Raw genomic sequence first — 15,766 nt, forward strand, 5'->3', positions numbered from 1 at the left:
CTCCCTGACGAGGCCGCGACGTTGCGGCCGAGGTGGCTGGAAGTCAACTCGGCCGCGAGGTCAGCGTCAAGGAGTAAATACTTAACGAGATGACAACGGTGCCATTCGTTATCTAAGTGAAGGCAGGCGTCGCGGCGGGGAGGGTGCTCTCCAAAAGGGTTGAATCCCCCATCTCGCTGAGCACGAGGGCCAGTGCACCGAGCACCTCGGCCCTCCCGCCGAGCGCGCCGGGCAGCACGGAGAGCTGCCGCGCGGCGCTGGGAATGGCGTAGCGCGAGACCGAGTCCCGGATGGGCCCGAGGACCAACTCCCCCGCCTCCGCGAGGGATCCGCCGAGCACGACGCGGCTCGGATTGAGCAGGTTGCAGAGGTTGGCCACCCCGCTGCCGATGTGCCGTCCGACGTCCCCGATGACCCTGCGGCAGCCCGGATCGCCCTCGCGGGCCAGCTGCACCACCCGCTCCATCGTGAGATCGGGCCCGTGGCTGGGCCTGAGCAGGGGCAGGACGTACCGGGCCGCCGTGAAGGTCTCCAGGCAGCCGCGGTTGCCGCAGCGGCACACAGGGCCCGCCTCGTCGAGCGTGATGTGGCCGATCTCGCCGGCGGTGCCGCCGGGGCCGCGGTAGATGTGCCCGTCGATCACCAGCCCGGCTCCGACGCCGCTGGCGACCTTGATGTAGGCGAGGTCCTTGACCCCGCGGCCGCTGCCCCACACGAGCTCGCCCAGCGCGCCCAGGTTGGCGTCGTTGTCCACGTACACCGGCACGCCGAGGCGGCCGGCGAGCTCCTGGCTCGGGTTGATGCCCGTCCAGCCCGGCAGGATCGAGGTGGAGCCCAGCGTGCCGGACTCCACGTCGATCGGGCCCGGCACGCCGAGGCCCACGCCGATCACCTTCGCGGCACTGATGCCCGTGGTCTCGATCAGGCGGTTGACCAGTTGTTCCGCCCGGCCGAAGCCCTCCGCCGACGAGGCGTCCACGTCCAGCGGCTCGGATTCCTCGGCCAGGACCTGGTGGGCCAGGTTGCCGATCGCCACCCGGAGGTGGGTATGCCCGAAATCCACCCCGATGACAATGCCCGCGTCCCCGCTCAGGGAGACGCTCCTGGCGCGGCGCCCGCCCGCCGAGGTGGGGGTCACCTCGACCGTGCCGCCGTCCTTGAGTTCACGCACGATGTTGGAGACAGTGGCTGCGGAGAGGCCGGTGCTCCTGGCGATCTCCGCCTGGGTCAGGGACCCCGCCATCCTCACGGCACGTACGACCCGCTCAAGGTTGGCCCGATGCAGAGATGTCTGCGACCCCGGAGTCTCCATCGACTCACTCACTCCTGCCGTTTTCTCTAACATGTGAACTCTAAGCTGAGCGTTTTGGGGTGCTCCCCGTCAAGACCTTGAGCAGTGACAGCCTCCGATGAGCATCGAGCCTCCACATCCGGACAGGGGCGAAAACGGGCTCAACCAGTACGGAACCACCCCCCGGCCGAGGACCGGGGGGTGGTTCCTGGCCCGGAGGGCCTGTTCGTTTCTGGTGACTGTTGTTGCCAGGGTGACGACAAGAGCTGATACGTGAACGCGCGCCGAGGGGTCTCCCTTGCTTCAGCGCCCCCACGTGCCCGGGGGTCTCCCTACTTCAGCGCCCCCGCCGTGAGTCCCGCCACGACCTGGCGCTGGAAGACGATGTAGGCGGCGAGCACCGGCAGCATCGCCATGACCAGACCCGCGAAGAGACCGGACCAGTCCCCCTTGTAGCCCTGACTGGTGGCCAGTTCGACGAGGCCCTGCGAGAGCACCTTGCCGTCCGGGTCCGTGTTCAGCACCGTCGGCAGCATGTACTGGTTCCACTGGCCCAGGAAGTTGAAGATGCCGACGCTGATGAGGCCGGGCTTCGCCATCGGCAGCATCACCTGGAAGAACGTCCGCGTGTGCGAGGCCCCGTCGAGCATCGCCGCCTCGGCGATCGAGGTCGGCAGCGTCCGGAAGAACGAGGTGAGGAAGAAGACGGTGAACGGCAGCGAGTAGGCGATGTAGACCAGGATCAGCCCGTGCACCGAGTTCAGCAGGCCCATGTTGTTCATGACGAAGAACAGCGGGACCAGCGCCAGGATGATCGGGAAGCTCATCCCGCCGATGAAGAGGAAGTAGATGAAACGGTTCCCGGGGAAGTCGAACCGCGCCAGCACGTACGCCGCCATCGAGCCGAGCAGCAGCGTGCCGATGAGCGAACCGCCCACCACCAGGATGGTGTTGAAGAAGTAGTCACTCATATGGGCCTGGTTCCAGGCCCGTGACCAGTTCTCGAAGTGCAGGCCGTCGGGCAGCTTCCACGGCGTCGACAGGATCGCGTCGTCCGTCTTGAAGGACGACATCACCGCCCAGAGCAGCGGCATGACCACGAGCACCGCCCAGATGACCAGCACACCGTGCGAGAAGACGTTGAGGACCTTGCCCTCGCTGCTCTTCGCCGGCCCCTCCTCCGGGGTGTGCGCCTTGGTCACCGGCGAGCGCGGTGCCGGGACGGCGGGCGGAGTCTCAGTGACCTTCATCGGTGCTCACCTCGTGCAACTGTCGGGCCGGCCACCGGGACCGAACTGTTCTGCCTGGAGCCGGCCTTCCGGTCGCCGGACCGCGCGGGGTACGGCATCAGAACTCCAGCCGCTCGCGTCGGCCGAGCCGCATCACGATGCCCGCGAAGAGCATGGTGACGATGAGCAGCCCGACCCCGATCGTGGTCGCGTAGCCGGCCTGGGCGTCCCGGAAGGCCGTCTGGTAGACGTACAGCGGCAGGACGGTGGTGGAGTAGTCGGGGCCACCGGGGCCCACCGTCATGACCTGTACGGCGGTGAACGCCTCGACACCGAGTGCCAGGATGCCCATGTAGACCCAGCCGGACTGCACCGTGTCCCACAGCAGCGGCAGCGTGATCTTGAAGAAGGTCGTGACGCGGTCGGCTCCGTCGAGCAGGGCGGCCTCGTAGAAGTCCTTCGGGATCGACGCCATCCCGGCGGAGAAGAGGACGACGAAGAATCCCACCGTCGACCAGATCAGCACGACCATCACGCAGTAGAGCGCCAGATCGGGATCGCCGAGCCAGTCCGGCTGAAGGCTCTTGAGGCCGACGGACTTCAGCGTCGCGTTCAGCATTCCGGAGGTGGGGTTGAACGCGAACTGGAAGAGCAGGGCCACGATCACGATCGACAGGACCTGCGGGAAGAAATAGGCGATCTTGTAGAAGGAGGAGCCCCGCACCCCGGCGACCGCGGCGTTCTTGCGCCGACGGCCGCCGACATTGAGCATGAAGGCGAAGAAGAGCGCGAGGCCCAGCGTCACCAGCGGCAGCAGCAGCGCCAGCAGCACGCTGTGCTGCAGTGACTTCCAGAAGATGTCGTCGTCGAGCATCCGGCTGTAGTTGTCGAAGCCGACCATCTGGAAGTCCGGGCTCAGTCCGGTCCAGTCCGTGAACGAGTAGTAGATGGACTGGGCGAAGGGCCAGATGACGAAGATGGCGTACAACGCCAGTGGGGCCACGAGAAACCCCACGATGAACCGGTACTTGCCGTGCTGCATCGTTTACCGACCCCGATTTCCGAGCGGGTGCCGCCGCTGGTGACGGTTGCTCACTGGTGCTTGTAGTGCTTGATGGACTGGTCCTTGGCCGCCGCGTCGGCGAAGCCCTGGATCTTCTTGATGGTCTCCGCCGGGGTCGCGCGGCCGGCCATCATCTCGCCGATTCCGGCGATACCGATCTGCTCCTTCTGCAGCTTCGCGTACCAGTCCTGCAGCCGCGGGTTCACCACGTTCTCGCCGGCCTTCGCCAGGACGTCTACGCCGGACTGCAGCGCGGTGGACAGCGTCAGGCCGTCGGTGCCGCCGTTGAGGGCGGTCAGCGACTTGACCTTCTGGGTGAAGTTCTTGGAGGAGGCCTCGCTGAGCATGATGCGCAGCTGCTCCATGCCGCCCTCGGGGTTCTTGGAGTTCGCCGGGACGATGAAGGGCTCGCCGCCGGACGCCCAGACGGTGCCGAAGGGCAGCTTGTCGGAGGCGTCCAGGCTGGAGGGAGCCCCGACCATCATCTTGAAGTCCTCGGGCGTGGTGGGCGCGGCCTCGTTCTCCACCCACGAACCGTTCGGGATGAAGAGCGCCTTGCCCTTGGTCCACTCGGTCTGCGACTGGATGTGGGTCAGGCCGGGCGTGCCCTTGAGGATGTAGCCCTTCTTGTAGAGCTCGTAGTACGCCTCGAACGCGGCCTTGACGGCCGGGTCCTTCCAGGCGTTCGGCTCCAGGTTGTCGATCTTGTCGAGGACCTCACGGCCACCGATCTTGGCGATGAAGGGGTACAGGGAGAACGGCAGGTAGTACGGGTACTTGCCGGGGTACGTCCAGCCGGCGATGCCCTTCTTCTTCGCCTTCTCGCACAGGGCGAGCATGTCGTCCCAGGTCTCCGGGTACGCGGCGTCGAGCTTCTCGAGGTTGGTCTGCGAGTACCAGACGCCGTAGACGGTGTACGCGTAGTACATGACCCAGACCGGGTCGCCGTCGAACTGGCCCATCTCCAGGACCCCGGGGCGCAGCGTGTCGCGGACCTTCTTCGCCGGGTCGTCGTACGACGGGGCGTCCATCAGCGGCGTCAGGTCGGCGAGCTGCTTCTTGCCGACCAGGACACCCATGTCCATCTGCTCGGCACCGGAGTTGTCGATCAGGTCCGGCGGGGTTCCGCCGTTGAAGCGCGGCTGAAGGATCGACTGGATCTTCTCGGTCGCGGAGTGCTTGACCTTCGGTGCCTTGGGAAAGGCCTCGTTGTACTTCTTCTCGGCGTCGATGGCGTACTGCTCGCCGAAGCCACCGTTGAAGATCACGACTTCGAGGGCTGCGGTCTCGTTGACACCGAGCGGGTTCTTCGCGCTCTTGGTGCCCTTCTCGACCTTCTCGTCACTTCCGCTGTCGCTGCTCGCACAGGACGCCAGGAAGCTCATCGTCGGGACGGCGATCAGGCCGAGTGCGGCAGAACGCTTGATCACATCGCGACGGCCAAGGCCCTCATTCGTGCGGCCGGAGGTGGATCCCATGCTCAAGTCCTCGCCTTCTCCAGGACTCAGGCGGTGTACCGGTCACCCGTAAAGAATTCGCCTAGGCGAAGGGCCCCGCCACCGCGGTCAGTTGCGCTTGGGTCGTGCATATTGCCGGATTCCAGGTGCAGTGGGGGATTTACGGAGGACCGTACGGCGGACCCTTTCACGCGCCCGCAGCCGTGCCCCCTCCCCCGTGTCCGCGCGCCGTTGTGAAGCGGCTGTGCAGACGCCGACAGGTATAGTCCACTTGCCGCCAACTGAGCAAGATCGAATGCATGGTTGAGCGGCAGTCTTTCCCGAGTTGAGACCTCACGGTCACCTCGGCACGGAGTGCCTTCTCACGGAAACACCGCTTTCCGCAATACGGTCGAATCACCAGGACCATCCCATGCAACACCCTTGACACATCCGGCCACTTGCCTCCCTACTGGAACCCGTATCCCACGATGACAACGTTGTCCTCAGCACGCCCCCCGGGAGGAATGGCTCGTATGCAGCCCCCACGTGGTCCCCAGCAAGGCTCGCGCCACAGACACAGCCGGTCGGCCGCGGTGCTCGCGGCCTCTCTCGTGCTGACCCTCGCAGCCCCCGCCACGGCAGTCGCCCAGTCGTTCGGCGCCCCGCAGAAGCCGTCCGGCGACACGTCGTTCAGCTCCTCCTTCGAGGCCGACGAGAAGCAGCCGGACTGGCGCAACACGGTCGAGGAAGGTCCTGACGGGAAGAAGCGGGCATCGGGTGTCGACGGCGGATTCTCCGCCGGAATCCCGGGCAATGTCACCGATCAGGTGACAGATGTCCGCGCCAGCGGCGAGAACACCGGCGGCGGCGAGGTCAAGGAGAACCTGGTCGACGTGGAGTCCGGCACCAAGTGGCTGGCCTTCGAGTCCTCCGGCTGGGTCGAGTTCGACCTCGCCGAGCCCGTCAAAGTCGTGACGTACGCCCTCACTTCGGCCAACGACCACGACGAGCGGGACCCCAAGGACTGGACGCTGAAGGGCTCCACCGACGGGAAGTCCTGGACCGATCTGGACACGCGCACCGGACAGACGTTCTCCGAGCGCTTCCAGACGAAGTCGTACGACTTCACGGCGGACACCGCTTACCAGCACTTCCGGCTGGAGATCTCGAAGAACAACGGGGCGTCCGACGCGATCCAGCTCGCCGACGTCCAGTTCTCCGACGGTGACACCTCCACGCCCGCCCCGGACGACATGCGCTCCCAGCCCGACCGCGGCCCCTCGGGCTCCCCGACCGCCAAGCAGGGCGCGGGGTTCACCGGCAAGAAGGCCCTGCGGTACGCGGGCACGCACAAGCCGGACGGCCGGGCCTACTCGTACAACAAGGTCTTCGACGTCGACACCGTCGTCACCAAGGACACCCAGCTGTCCTACCTGGTCTACCCGCAGATGACCGAGACCGACCTGGACTACCCCGCGACGCACGTGGCGGTGGACCTGGCCTTCACCGACGGCACCTACCTGAGCCGGCTGAAGGCGACCGACAGCCACGGCGGACTGCTGACCCCGCAGGGCCAGGCCGACGCCAAGCGGTTGTACGTGAACCAGTGGAACAAGGTCGCCTCTCGCATCGGGGCGGTCGCCGCCGGCAAGACGGTCGACCGGATCCTGGTGGCGTACGACTCCCCCAAGGGCTCCTCGAAGTTCCAGGGCTGGATCGACGACGTCACGATCGCCCCGAAGGCCCCCGAGAAGCGCAAGGCGCACCTCTCGGACTACGCGTCCACGGTGCGCGGCACCAACTCCAGCGGCGGTTTCTCCCGCGGCAACAACTTCCCCGCCACCGCGGTCCCGCACGGCTTCAACTTCTGGACTCCGGTGACCAACGCCGGTTCCACCAGCTGGATATACGACTACGCGCGCGGCAACAACGAGGACAACCTGCCCACGCTGCAGGCGTTCAGCGCCAGTCATGAGCCGAGCCCCTGGATGGGCGACCGCCAGACGTTCCAGATGATGCCGTCGGCGGCCTCCGGCACGCCCGACGCCTCCCGCACGGCGCGTGCGCTGCCCTTCCGCCACGAGAACGAGAAGGCGACCCCGCACTACTACGGGGTGACGTTCGAGAACGGCCTGAAGGCCGAGATGACGCCCACCGACCACGCGGCGCGGATGCGCTTCACCTATCCCGGTGACGACGCGAGCCTGGTCTTCGACAACGTCGACAACAGGGGCGGTCTCACCCTCGACCCGGCGACCGGTTCCTTCACCGGCTTCTCCGACGTGAAGAGCGGCGGCTCGACCGGGGCCACCCGGCTGTTCGTATACGGCGTCTTCGACGCTCCCGTCACCGACAGCGGAAAGCTGAAGGGCGGCGGCGGTGACGACGTGACCGGCTTCTTCCGCTTCGACGCGGGCAAGGACCGCACGGTGAACCTGCGGCTGGCCACCTCGCTCATCAGCGTCGACCAGGCGAAGAAGAACCTGGCCATGGAGCTGCCGGAGAAGGCCTCCTTCGACAAGGTGAGGAAGAACGCGCAGAAGGCCTGGGACAAGATCCTCGGCAAGGTCGAGGTCGAGGGTGCGAACGCCGACCAGCTGACCACGCTCTACTCCAGCCTGTACCGGCTCTACCTCTACCCGAACTCGGGCTTCGAGCAGGTCGACGGGAAGAGCACCTACGCGAGCCCCTTCTCGGCCCAGACCGGGACCGACACCCCGACCCACACGGGTTCGAAGATCGTCCAGGGTGAGGTCTACGTCAACAACGGCTTCTGGGACACCTACCGGACGACCTGGCCGGCGTACTCCTTCCTCAGCCCGAAGCAGGCCGGGAAGATGGTGGACGGCTTCGTCCAGCAGTACAAGGACGGCGGCTGGATCTCCCGCTGGTCCTCCCCGGGCTACTCCGACCTGATGACCGGCACCAGCTCCGACGTGGCCTTCGCCGACGCGTACGTCAAGGGCGTCGACTTCGACGCCGAGGCGGCCTACGACGCGGCGGTGAAGAACGCCACGGTGGCCCCGCCGTCCTCGGGGGTCGGACGCAAGGGCATGGAGACCTCGGTCTTCACCGGATACGCGAACACCTCGACCCACGAGGGTCTCTCCTGGTCGCTGGAGGGTTACCTCAACGACTACGGCATCGCGCAGATGGGCCAGGCCCTCTACGAGAAGACGAAGAAGCAGCGCTACAAGGAGGAGTCCGCGTACTTCCTCAACCGGGCGCAGAACTACGTCAAGCTCTTCGACGAGAAGGCCGGCTTCTTCCAGGGCAAGAAGGCCAACGGCGACTGGCGTCTGCCCTCCGACCAGTACGACCCCCGCGTCTGGGGCTACGACTACACGGAGACCAACGGCTGGGGTTACGCCTTCACCGCCCCGCAGGACAGCCGCGGCCTGGCCAACCTCTACGGCGGGCGTGACGGCCTGGCGAAGAAGCTGGACACGTACTTCTCGACGCCGGAGACCGCCGGGCCCGAGTTCGTCGGCTCCTACGGCGGCGTGATCCACGAGATGACCGAGGCACGCGACGTGCGGATGGGCCAGTACGGCCACAGCAACCAGGTCGCGCACCACGCCACCTACATGTACGACGCCGCCTCGCAGCCCTGGAAGACCCAGGAGAAGGTCCGCGAGGTCCTCGGCCGGCTGTACACCGGCAGCGAGATCGGCCAGGGCTACCACGGCGACGAGGACAACGGCGAGCAGTCGGCCTGGTTCCTCTTCTCCTCCCTCGGCTTCTACCCGCTGGTCATGGGCAGCGGTGAGTACGCGATCGGGTCGCCGCTCTTCACGAAGACCACCGTGCACCTGGAGAACGGCCGCGACCTGGTCGTCAGGGCGCCGAAGAACAGCGCCACGAACATCTACGTCCAGGGCCTGAAGGTCAACGGCAAGAAGTGGGCGTCCACTTCGCTGCCGCACGACCTGCTCGCCAAGGGCGGAGTGCTGGAGTTCGACATGGGCTCCAAGCCCTCCGCCTGGGGTACCGGCAAGAACGCGGCCCCTGTCTCCATCACGCGGGACGACAAGGTGCCCGCGCCGAAGGGCGACGTGCTCAAGGGTGACGGCGCGCTGTACGACAACACCTCCGCCACCTCGGCCACCGTCGAGTCGGTGGACCTGCCGGCCGCCGAGGGCACGAAGGCGGTCCAGTACACGCTGACCTCCGCCACGGCGGCGAAGGCTCCCACGGGCTGGGTGCTCCAGGGATCGGCGGACGGGAAGACCTGGAAGGACCTCGACAAGCGGTCCGGTCAGACGTTCGCCTGGGACAAGCAGACCCGGGTGTTCTCGGTGGCCGCACCGGGGGCGTACGCGCAGTACAGGCTGGTGAGCACGGAGACGGCGACGCTGGCGGAGATCGAGTTGATCTCCTGACCGTCTAGATCGAGTCACGGCGCCGGGGGCGGCCACCCGCATCAGCGGGGGGGCTGCCCCCGGTGGCATAGTGCTCCGCATGCTCCATCGGACCCGGACGCGGATCACCGCTCGCGCGGCGGTAACGGCCGTGGCCCCGGCCGCCCTTCTCGCTCTCGCCACCCTCCTCGCGCCGGCCGGCGCCGTCGCGGCGGACGGACCGGCGCTGAGCCTGAAGGACGTGCTGCGCTCCATGGTCGTCTACAACGCGGACGAGGGAGCCGAGGCCTCCACCTCGGACTTCGAGGTGCCCGTCGCCGTCGTGCCCGGCAACGAGGAGCCGGCCCGCAACATCCGGGTCGTCGTCGACGCTTCGGGCCTGAAGGGCATCGCACGCGTGGTCGAAGGCGGTTACGGCAACTGCACCGGCAGCGGCTGGGTGTACACCTGTGAGTACGGCACTCTGCGGAACGACGGCGAGAGCAACGCGCCGTTCGACATCCTCGGCCTGGACGGCGTGGAGCCGGGCGACAGCGGAACGGTCACCTACACGGCGAGCGCCGACAACACGGCGTCCGTCACCGGCACCACCCGCTTGGTCGTCGGCGGTCCCACCCTGGGTACGCCCGGCAAGGAACTGAGGGTGAGCGGGGTGGAGCCGGGTGAACCTGCGCCACTGACACCGGAGTTCGCCAACCACACCCGGTTCGCGGCGGAGCGGGGCGTGGCCCTGCGCATCACTGCGGAGGGCGGCCTCACCCTGAAGGCCCTCCACAGCAACTGCTCCTACGACGGTGCCTCCCCCACGTCGGCGTGGTGTGTGTTCCCCCCGAAGGCCGCGCCGGGCGCCGCGTACCGCACCGGCGCACCGCTGTCCTGCGTCGCCGCCGGGAGGCAGGTGTCCGGCTCGCTCTCCTACAGTTGGTCGTCCGCCCCGGAGAAGCCCGCCGGCCACGCCGTGCGCGGTACGGGGGCGCCCCTCACCCTGGTCCGCACCGCAGACGGGAGCTTCGACGGGATCAACGGAACCGTCGCGGTGGAGACCACGGTCCAGGCCGACTACCGGCCCGTCACGGAGACGGTCCGGGGACGGGTCGGCGACACGGTGAGCGTACGGCTCGGCGTGCGCGACCTCGGCCCCGGCGAGCTGCTGGGCGACGAGGCCAAGGGCCGGTTCGAGGTGGTGCCCCCGGAGGGCACGACGGTCAGCTCCGTCCCGTACACCTTCGAGGACACGGACAGCGCGTGGGGATGCGCCCGGCCGGAGAAGCCCGGCGCGGCCTTCGTCTGCGAACTCGACTCGACCGCGTTCCTCTCGCCCCAGGGGGACGACGGGACGACGACCATCGATTTCCGCATCCGTATCGACCGGCAGGTCCCGGGCGCGCAGGGAAGCGTGCGGGCGTACAACCCGTACGACCGTACCCCCGGCAACGACACCGCCGTCATCCCGGTCGACGCCTCGCCCGCCCTGCCCGGGCCCACCGTCCTCGAGCTGGTGACCTGGACCGCGGTCGGCGTGGGCACCGCTGCGGCGGTGACCCTGGTGGTCGTGTACCGGCGCCGGCTGCGGCGCCGAGGTCAGGCCGGTTCCTGACCTGCTCCCGGCGGTCGAGGGCCGGCGGATTCGTGACCCGTTCCCAGCGGTCGAGGGCCGGGGCCGACGCGCCGACGCACGCCCGCACTCGCGAGATCGGTCATGCGTACGGCTCCGACCTGGGAGTTCACCGCCCGGAGTGGGCTAGTCAGGGTACTTTTGCGTACTTTCGCGTGTCTCGGCGCACCTTTCCGTGGATCCATGTCATCTCTTAGGCGATCAGGTGATCAGTACGACAATCATCTCGGCTTGAAGGAGCCCAGCATGCGCATTTCCGCTTCCCTCCGCTCCCGCAGCATCCGCACGGGCACCACGGTGGCCGCCGCGGTGGCCGCCGCCGGGGTGGTCGCCCTGGCCGGAGCCCCTGCCGCACAGGCCGTCGGTGAGAGCGGCGACATCGACATCCGCTCCGTCAGCTGGCACTCGCGAGGTGACCGCAACGGCGTCGAGGTGTGCCAGTTCGTCCTCGCGGCGAACAACTTCGGGGAGCTGCCCCTGGTCGTCTGGACGATCACCGAGCGGCCCCCGGGCAACACCCTGACGAACACCCTCCCCCTCGCCAACGGCCAGGGCCGCAGCCAGGAGTACCTGCTGCCCGAGGGCACGTACCAGCTGACCTGGACCGTCGGAACCCTCCCGAAGCAGAAGAGCTTCGAGGTGGACTGCTCCGAGCGCGGCCGGCGCGGCGACAACGCCGACGGTGCGGGCCGGGGCGGGTCGGACACGGGCGCCCAGGCGGACAAGGGCTCCGAGAAGGGTTCCGCGGAGAAGGGTTCCGCGGAGATCTACGACAAGCCCTCCGGTGCGGTGCCCGCGGGTGGCGGCGGCGTTCCCGACATGGAGAGCGTCAGCTCCGAGAGCGACTCGAACGTCGGGACCTCGGCGGCGCTGGTCGCCGGGGCCGCCGGTATCGCCGGCCTGATCATGGTCCGTCGCACCGCGCGCCGCCGTGCCCGCAACGAGGTATGACGCGCGAGGCCGACGGCGCCGACGGGGACCCAGCCGCGCCTGCCGGCTCACGATCACCCTGTGCGTGACCTTCTCGCTGGTGACCGGCATCGTGTGGGCGAGCTCGGACTCGCCCGATGACGCCTCGTCGGTCACCGCCGCCCGCGGCAGCGATGCCGCGGGCGGCGGGGCGCCCCCCTTCCGGAGAGCACCCCACGCGCCGCCGAAGAAGGTGCCGGCCTCGCACGCACCGCTGGTGCACTCCCGTCCGCTTAAGGTCGCCATCCCGGCGATCTTCATCGAAGCCCCGGTCATGGGCCTCGAACTGGACAAGAAGGGCCGGCTCGGCGCCCCGCCGCTGAGCAAGCCGAAGCTGGTGGGCTGGTTCCGCAAGGGCCCGTCCCCGGGGGAGGCAGGTACGTCCCTGCTCGTCGGCCACCGTGACACCGCGACCGGGCCGGCGATCTTCCTCAATCTCAACGTCCTGCGCCGGGGCGACACCGTGAAGGTCACCCGGGCGGACAAGCGGACCGCTGTCTTCACCGTCGACGAGGTGAAGACGTACACGAAGGACAAGTTCCCCGACGACAAGGTGTACGGGGCCACCGGCCGTCCGGAGCTCAGGCTCATGACGTGCGGTGGACGCTTCGACAAGAAGAACGGCTACTCCGCCAACGTCGTCGTATTCGCCCACCTCACGTCACTCAAGAAGAAGGCGGCCTGAACGGCACGACGCCACACGGAGCCACACGGAACCGGCCGGTACCTCGGGGGCGAGGTACCGGCCGTCCGCGTCCTGGGCCTGCGGAGTGGGGGCGGTACCGCGGCCCGGTCACGGTCGGCACCCCGTCCGGGGAGGCCGGCGCCGGCCGCTCGGGACCGCGCGCGCTCAGCCCACCCTGCAGCCGAGTGCCAGAGCGGCGTCCGGAGCCCCGCCCTCGGTGACGTACCCGAAGGTCGTGGATTCACCGGGGTCCAGCGAACCGTTCCAGCCCGCGTTGTGGACCATCACCTCCTGCCCCTGCGTCGTCATCGTCCCGCTCCAGAGGCTGGCGACCTTCTGCCCGGTGGGCAGCGTCCACTCCACCATCCAGCCGAGCATCGGCACGTCACCGGTGTTGGTGACCTTCACCTCCGACTGGTAGCCGTTGCTCCAGCTGCCGGTGGTGCTGCGTGTGGCGGTGCAGGCACCCGGCGGAGGCTCGGTCGGGGTGGTGGTGGAGCCGTCCTTGACCCCGGTGACCTCCCCGTTCCCGCCGTCGAAGACCACGTCGGAGCAGGAGTAGAAGGTCTCCTGGCTGTCGGAACGCTGCCAGACCACGTAGATGACGTGACGGCCGTCCTTGTCGTCCGGCAGCGCGCCGGTCCACTTGTAGTCGGCCTCCACGGTGCCCGGGCTGCCGTTGAGCGGCGGGTGGTCGACGGAGATGAAGGGGCTCTCCTCCATGTCGGCCCAGGTCAGCGGCTGCGTGGGGTCGTAGCCGTCCTTGGTGATGTAGACGTAGAACCAACCCGGGTGCGCGGCCCAGGCGTTGTACGAGAAGTCGATGGTCGACCCCTCGGTCAGGTGCGTCACCGGCCAGTCGGTGCTGGGCTGGTTGAACCCGGTGAAGTTGGTGTTGCCGCCGCTGCACAGCTGACCGTCGGGCACGAAGCCGCGGGTGCGGCCGGCGCCGTCGGAGCGCAGCACGGAGAACCAGTTGTAGAAGGGGGTGGTGCCGCTCTGCTGTGCCGCGGCCTTGCAGGCGGGGTTCACCGGCTTGATCTCGCCGGTGTCGGTCAGCGCGTCCTGCCAGCACAGGAAGGTGCGGCTGGCGGGCTTCATGGGCGTACCGTGCGCCTCGGCCTTCTCGCCGGTGGTGACGACGAGCCCGAGGGCGGGGATGGTCGTGAGGAGGGCGAGCAGGGTGAGCAGGACGGCTCTTCGGCGCGTGCCTGCCAGTAATCGATGTCTCGTCAGTTGGATCACGATGCGTACGTCCCTTCGCTGCGGCGCCGGGTGGGGCCGGGGTGCGGGCGAGCTTGGGAGCGCTCCCACTCGCGGAGGCTAGCGCCGACCCGAAACCATGTAAACGCCTTGCGCAGAAAGGCTTTTGCAGCCCCGTGCGGGTGACTTCGGCGCAATCGCGGTATACGGGGGCGGGGTAACCGATACGTTCGGGCCCATGCCGCTTCCGAAGGACTTGGACCCGTACGCGAACCCCCGCGCCTTCTACGGTGCGGAGCTGCGCCGGCTGCGGGAGGCGGCGGGGCTGTCGCAGAACGAGCTGGGTGAGCGGGCGTTCTGCTCGGGCACGTACATCGGCCTGTTCGAGGCGCCCGATCGGCGGCCTCAGGTGGACCTGTCCCGGAAGTTCGACGAACTGCTGCTCAGCGGAGAGCACTTGCAACGGCTCAGTCTGCTCGCCCGGCAGTCGAAGGTAGCGGACTATTTCGCAGATGCGGCGGAGTTGGAAAGAAGGGCCACGAGCATCTGCGAATACGCGCCCATGCTCGTGCCGGGAGTTCTGCAGACGCGCGACTACGCCAGGGCTGTGACCCGCGGTTCGTGAGTTGTTGAGTGATTCTTGTGTCGCCCTCCACCTCACGCGGACGCGGCGTCACATCTCACCGGTGAGGAACAGGTCCCGCAAGCATCCACTGTCGCGCCTGCCTTTGGGCGGCGTCCACCTGCTTGAGACAGGTCTGGAGAAGCCAGGCAGGTGGCCGATCGAGGTTGCCACCTCACCGGTCAAAGAGTACTTGCCCGGGCGGCGCATGCTTCTTGGGGTCCCCCCACTCGTCTCTGGTCACAGTGTGTTTGTCTTCCTCGTCCTCGTCGTCGTCCCCGAAGATGCCGGCAATGCTTTTGACTATCTGGCCGACCTCCTCGACCGCGTCTATGCCGACACCGGCGATGTCGTTGATCGCCTGCTCCGCGGTCCTTACCGGGTCTCGAGCGAGGTCGTTCACAGCGCCTATGGCGAACGATGTCACCCCAGCCAGCGGATTTGGGCCACTGATGGTAATGAGAGGCAACGTGATAGTGCTTGTCGCCGCCCAGTGCAGACCTAGCTCTGCTTTGAGGCCGATCTCACCGCCGACGCCGAAAGGCTGGCCTCCGATCGTTACACCGAGTTGCCCGCCGATCTCGCCCGCGGACAGGCCGATCTCCCCGCCCACTCCATTCGGGCCGGCTTCCCCGGACATGTGGGCATTGGGCCCCACAGCATGCCCAGTAGCGCTCCCCCCGGCACCTGGAGCACCGAACGAGGCGGATCCGTCAACCCTGACCGTGACTACTTCGGCATAACCGTTTGCGGTGAGTTTCTCTCCGTCGACCGAACCTTCGAGTTTCACGATGCCGATCTGCAGTCGCAAGTCAGCGGTCACCGTTATGTCTCCGGCACGCGCTCTCAGCGCACCGGACTCGTCGACGAAGGTGTGTCTGTAGGAGAAGCTCTCTCGAGGAACGTGCAAGGGGCCGACCGGCACGGGTGTATTGGCTCCAGCCGCTACCCTTCCTTCCTCCACGACCAGGGCGCCAGTCGCGTCGAAGACGCTTCGCTTGTAGATGATCTCCCCGGCCGACACCGCTGCCGGCGGCATACGAATCTTGCCGAGTCGCTTGGCACCTCCGCTGCGGACGAATGCCTTGAGAAGAATGCCCGACGCGGGCTGAGGTGGGGAGGTAGCGGGCTTGGCAGCGGGTGGGGAGGCTGCTGGCACGGCAACGGATTGAGCGGTATCGCTGAATACGGTGCTGTAGATGTTCCACCCATCACTGACGTTGTTCCCGCCTCCTCCGGCCGTCCACCGATTGGTGCCGTCCGTGTAACCGTCGTGGCGATACCACTGC

At 67.7% G+C, this 15,766-nt stretch carries 11 protein-coding genes; 5 read left to right on the top strand and 6 right to left on the bottom strand.

Annotated elements, in window-relative coordinates:
• Positions 1-112 precede the first annotated feature (112 nt).
• The 4 genes from ACFYQ6_RS14330 to ngcE all read right to left on the bottom strand — a co-directional run bounded on the left by ACFYQ6_RS14330 (position 113) and on the right by ngcE (position 5,061).
• Complete coding sequence (locus ACFYQ6_RS14330) at positions 113-1,312, bottom strand: ROK family transcriptional regulator (RefSeq protein WP_145812074.1); 1,200 nt, start codon at positions 1,310-1,312, stop codon at positions 113-115.
• 311 nt (positions 1,313-1,623) lie between these two features.
• Complete coding sequence (locus ACFYQ6_RS14335; RefSeq protein WP_361583798.1) at positions 1,624-2,541, bottom strand: carbohydrate ABC transporter permease; 918 nt, start codon at positions 2,539-2,541, stop codon at positions 1,624-1,626.
• A gap of 97 nt (positions 2,542-2,638) precedes the next feature.
• Positions 2,639-3,562: a sugar ABC transporter permease gene (locus ACFYQ6_RS14340; protein ID WP_361583795.1), complete on the bottom strand. Its 924-nt coding sequence runs from the start codon at positions 3,560-3,562 to the stop codon at positions 2,639-2,641.
• A 50-nt stretch (positions 3,563-3,612) separates the two neighbouring features.
• Positions 3,613-5,061 (bottom strand): N-acetylglucosamine/diacetylchitobiose ABC transporter substrate-binding protein, encoded by a 1,449-nt coding sequence (gene ngcE / locus ACFYQ6_RS14345; RefSeq protein ID WP_361583792.1) that lies wholly within the window; start codon positions 5,059-5,061, stop codon positions 3,613-3,615.
• Positions 5,062-5,555: 494 nt separating this feature from the next.
• Here ngcE and ACFYQ6_RS14350 point away from each other — a divergent pair, with 494 nt between their 5' ends.
• The 4 genes from ACFYQ6_RS14350 (at position 5,556) to ACFYQ6_RS14365 (ending at position 12,652) form a co-directional block, all read left to right on the top strand.
• The gene (locus tag ACFYQ6_RS14350; RefSeq protein ID WP_361583789.1) at positions 5,556-9,404 is read left to right on the top strand and encodes a GH92 family glycosyl hydrolase; all 3,849 of its coding nucleotides are present in this window, start codon (positions 5,556-5,558) and stop codon (positions 9,402-9,404) included.
• Between the two features lie 79 nt (positions 9,405-9,483).
• A complete protein-coding gene (locus ACFYQ6_RS14355) occupies positions 9,484-10,980 on the top strand; it encodes a hypothetical protein (RefSeq protein ID WP_388763106.1) in 1,497 nt (498 codons plus the stop codon).
• Positions 10,981-11,244: 264 nt separating this feature from the next.
• The gene (locus ACFYQ6_RS14360) at positions 11,245-11,949 is read left to right on the top strand and encodes a hypothetical protein (protein WP_361583784.1); all 705 of its coding nucleotides are present in this window, start codon (positions 11,245-11,247) and stop codon (positions 11,947-11,949) included.
• Between the two features lie 64 nt (positions 11,950-12,013).
• Complete coding sequence (locus ACFYQ6_RS14365) at positions 12,014-12,652, top strand: class F sortase (RefSeq protein WP_361583782.1); 639 nt, start codon at positions 12,014-12,016, stop codon at positions 12,650-12,652.
• Between the two features lie 165 nt (positions 12,653-12,817).
• Here ACFYQ6_RS14365 and ACFYQ6_RS14370 read toward each other — a convergent pair whose 3' ends face one another.
• A complete protein-coding gene (locus ACFYQ6_RS14370; protein WP_388763108.1) occupies positions 12,818-13,897 on the bottom strand; it encodes a lytic polysaccharide monooxygenase in 1,080 nt (359 codons plus the stop codon).
• Between the two features lie 196 nt (positions 13,898-14,093).
• Between ACFYQ6_RS14370 and ACFYQ6_RS14375 the strand changes: the two genes are divergently transcribed.
• The gene (locus ACFYQ6_RS14375) at positions 14,094-14,480 is read left to right on the top strand and encodes a Scr1 family TA system antitoxin-like transcriptional regulator (protein ID WP_388763110.1); all 387 of its coding nucleotides are present in this window, start codon (positions 14,094-14,096) and stop codon (positions 14,478-14,480) included.
• A gap of 172 nt (positions 14,481-14,652) precedes the next feature.
• Here ACFYQ6_RS14375 and ACFYQ6_RS14380 read toward each other — a convergent pair.
• On the bottom strand, positions 14,653-15,766 hold a 1,114-nt coding region (locus ACFYQ6_RS14380; RefSeq protein ID WP_388763111.1), incomplete at its 5' end, for a hypothetical protein.

The organism is Streptomyces sp. NPDC005494, from assembly GCF_042872025.1.
Lineage (GTDB): Bacteria > Actinomycetota > Actinomycetes > Streptomycetales > Streptomycetaceae > Streptomyces.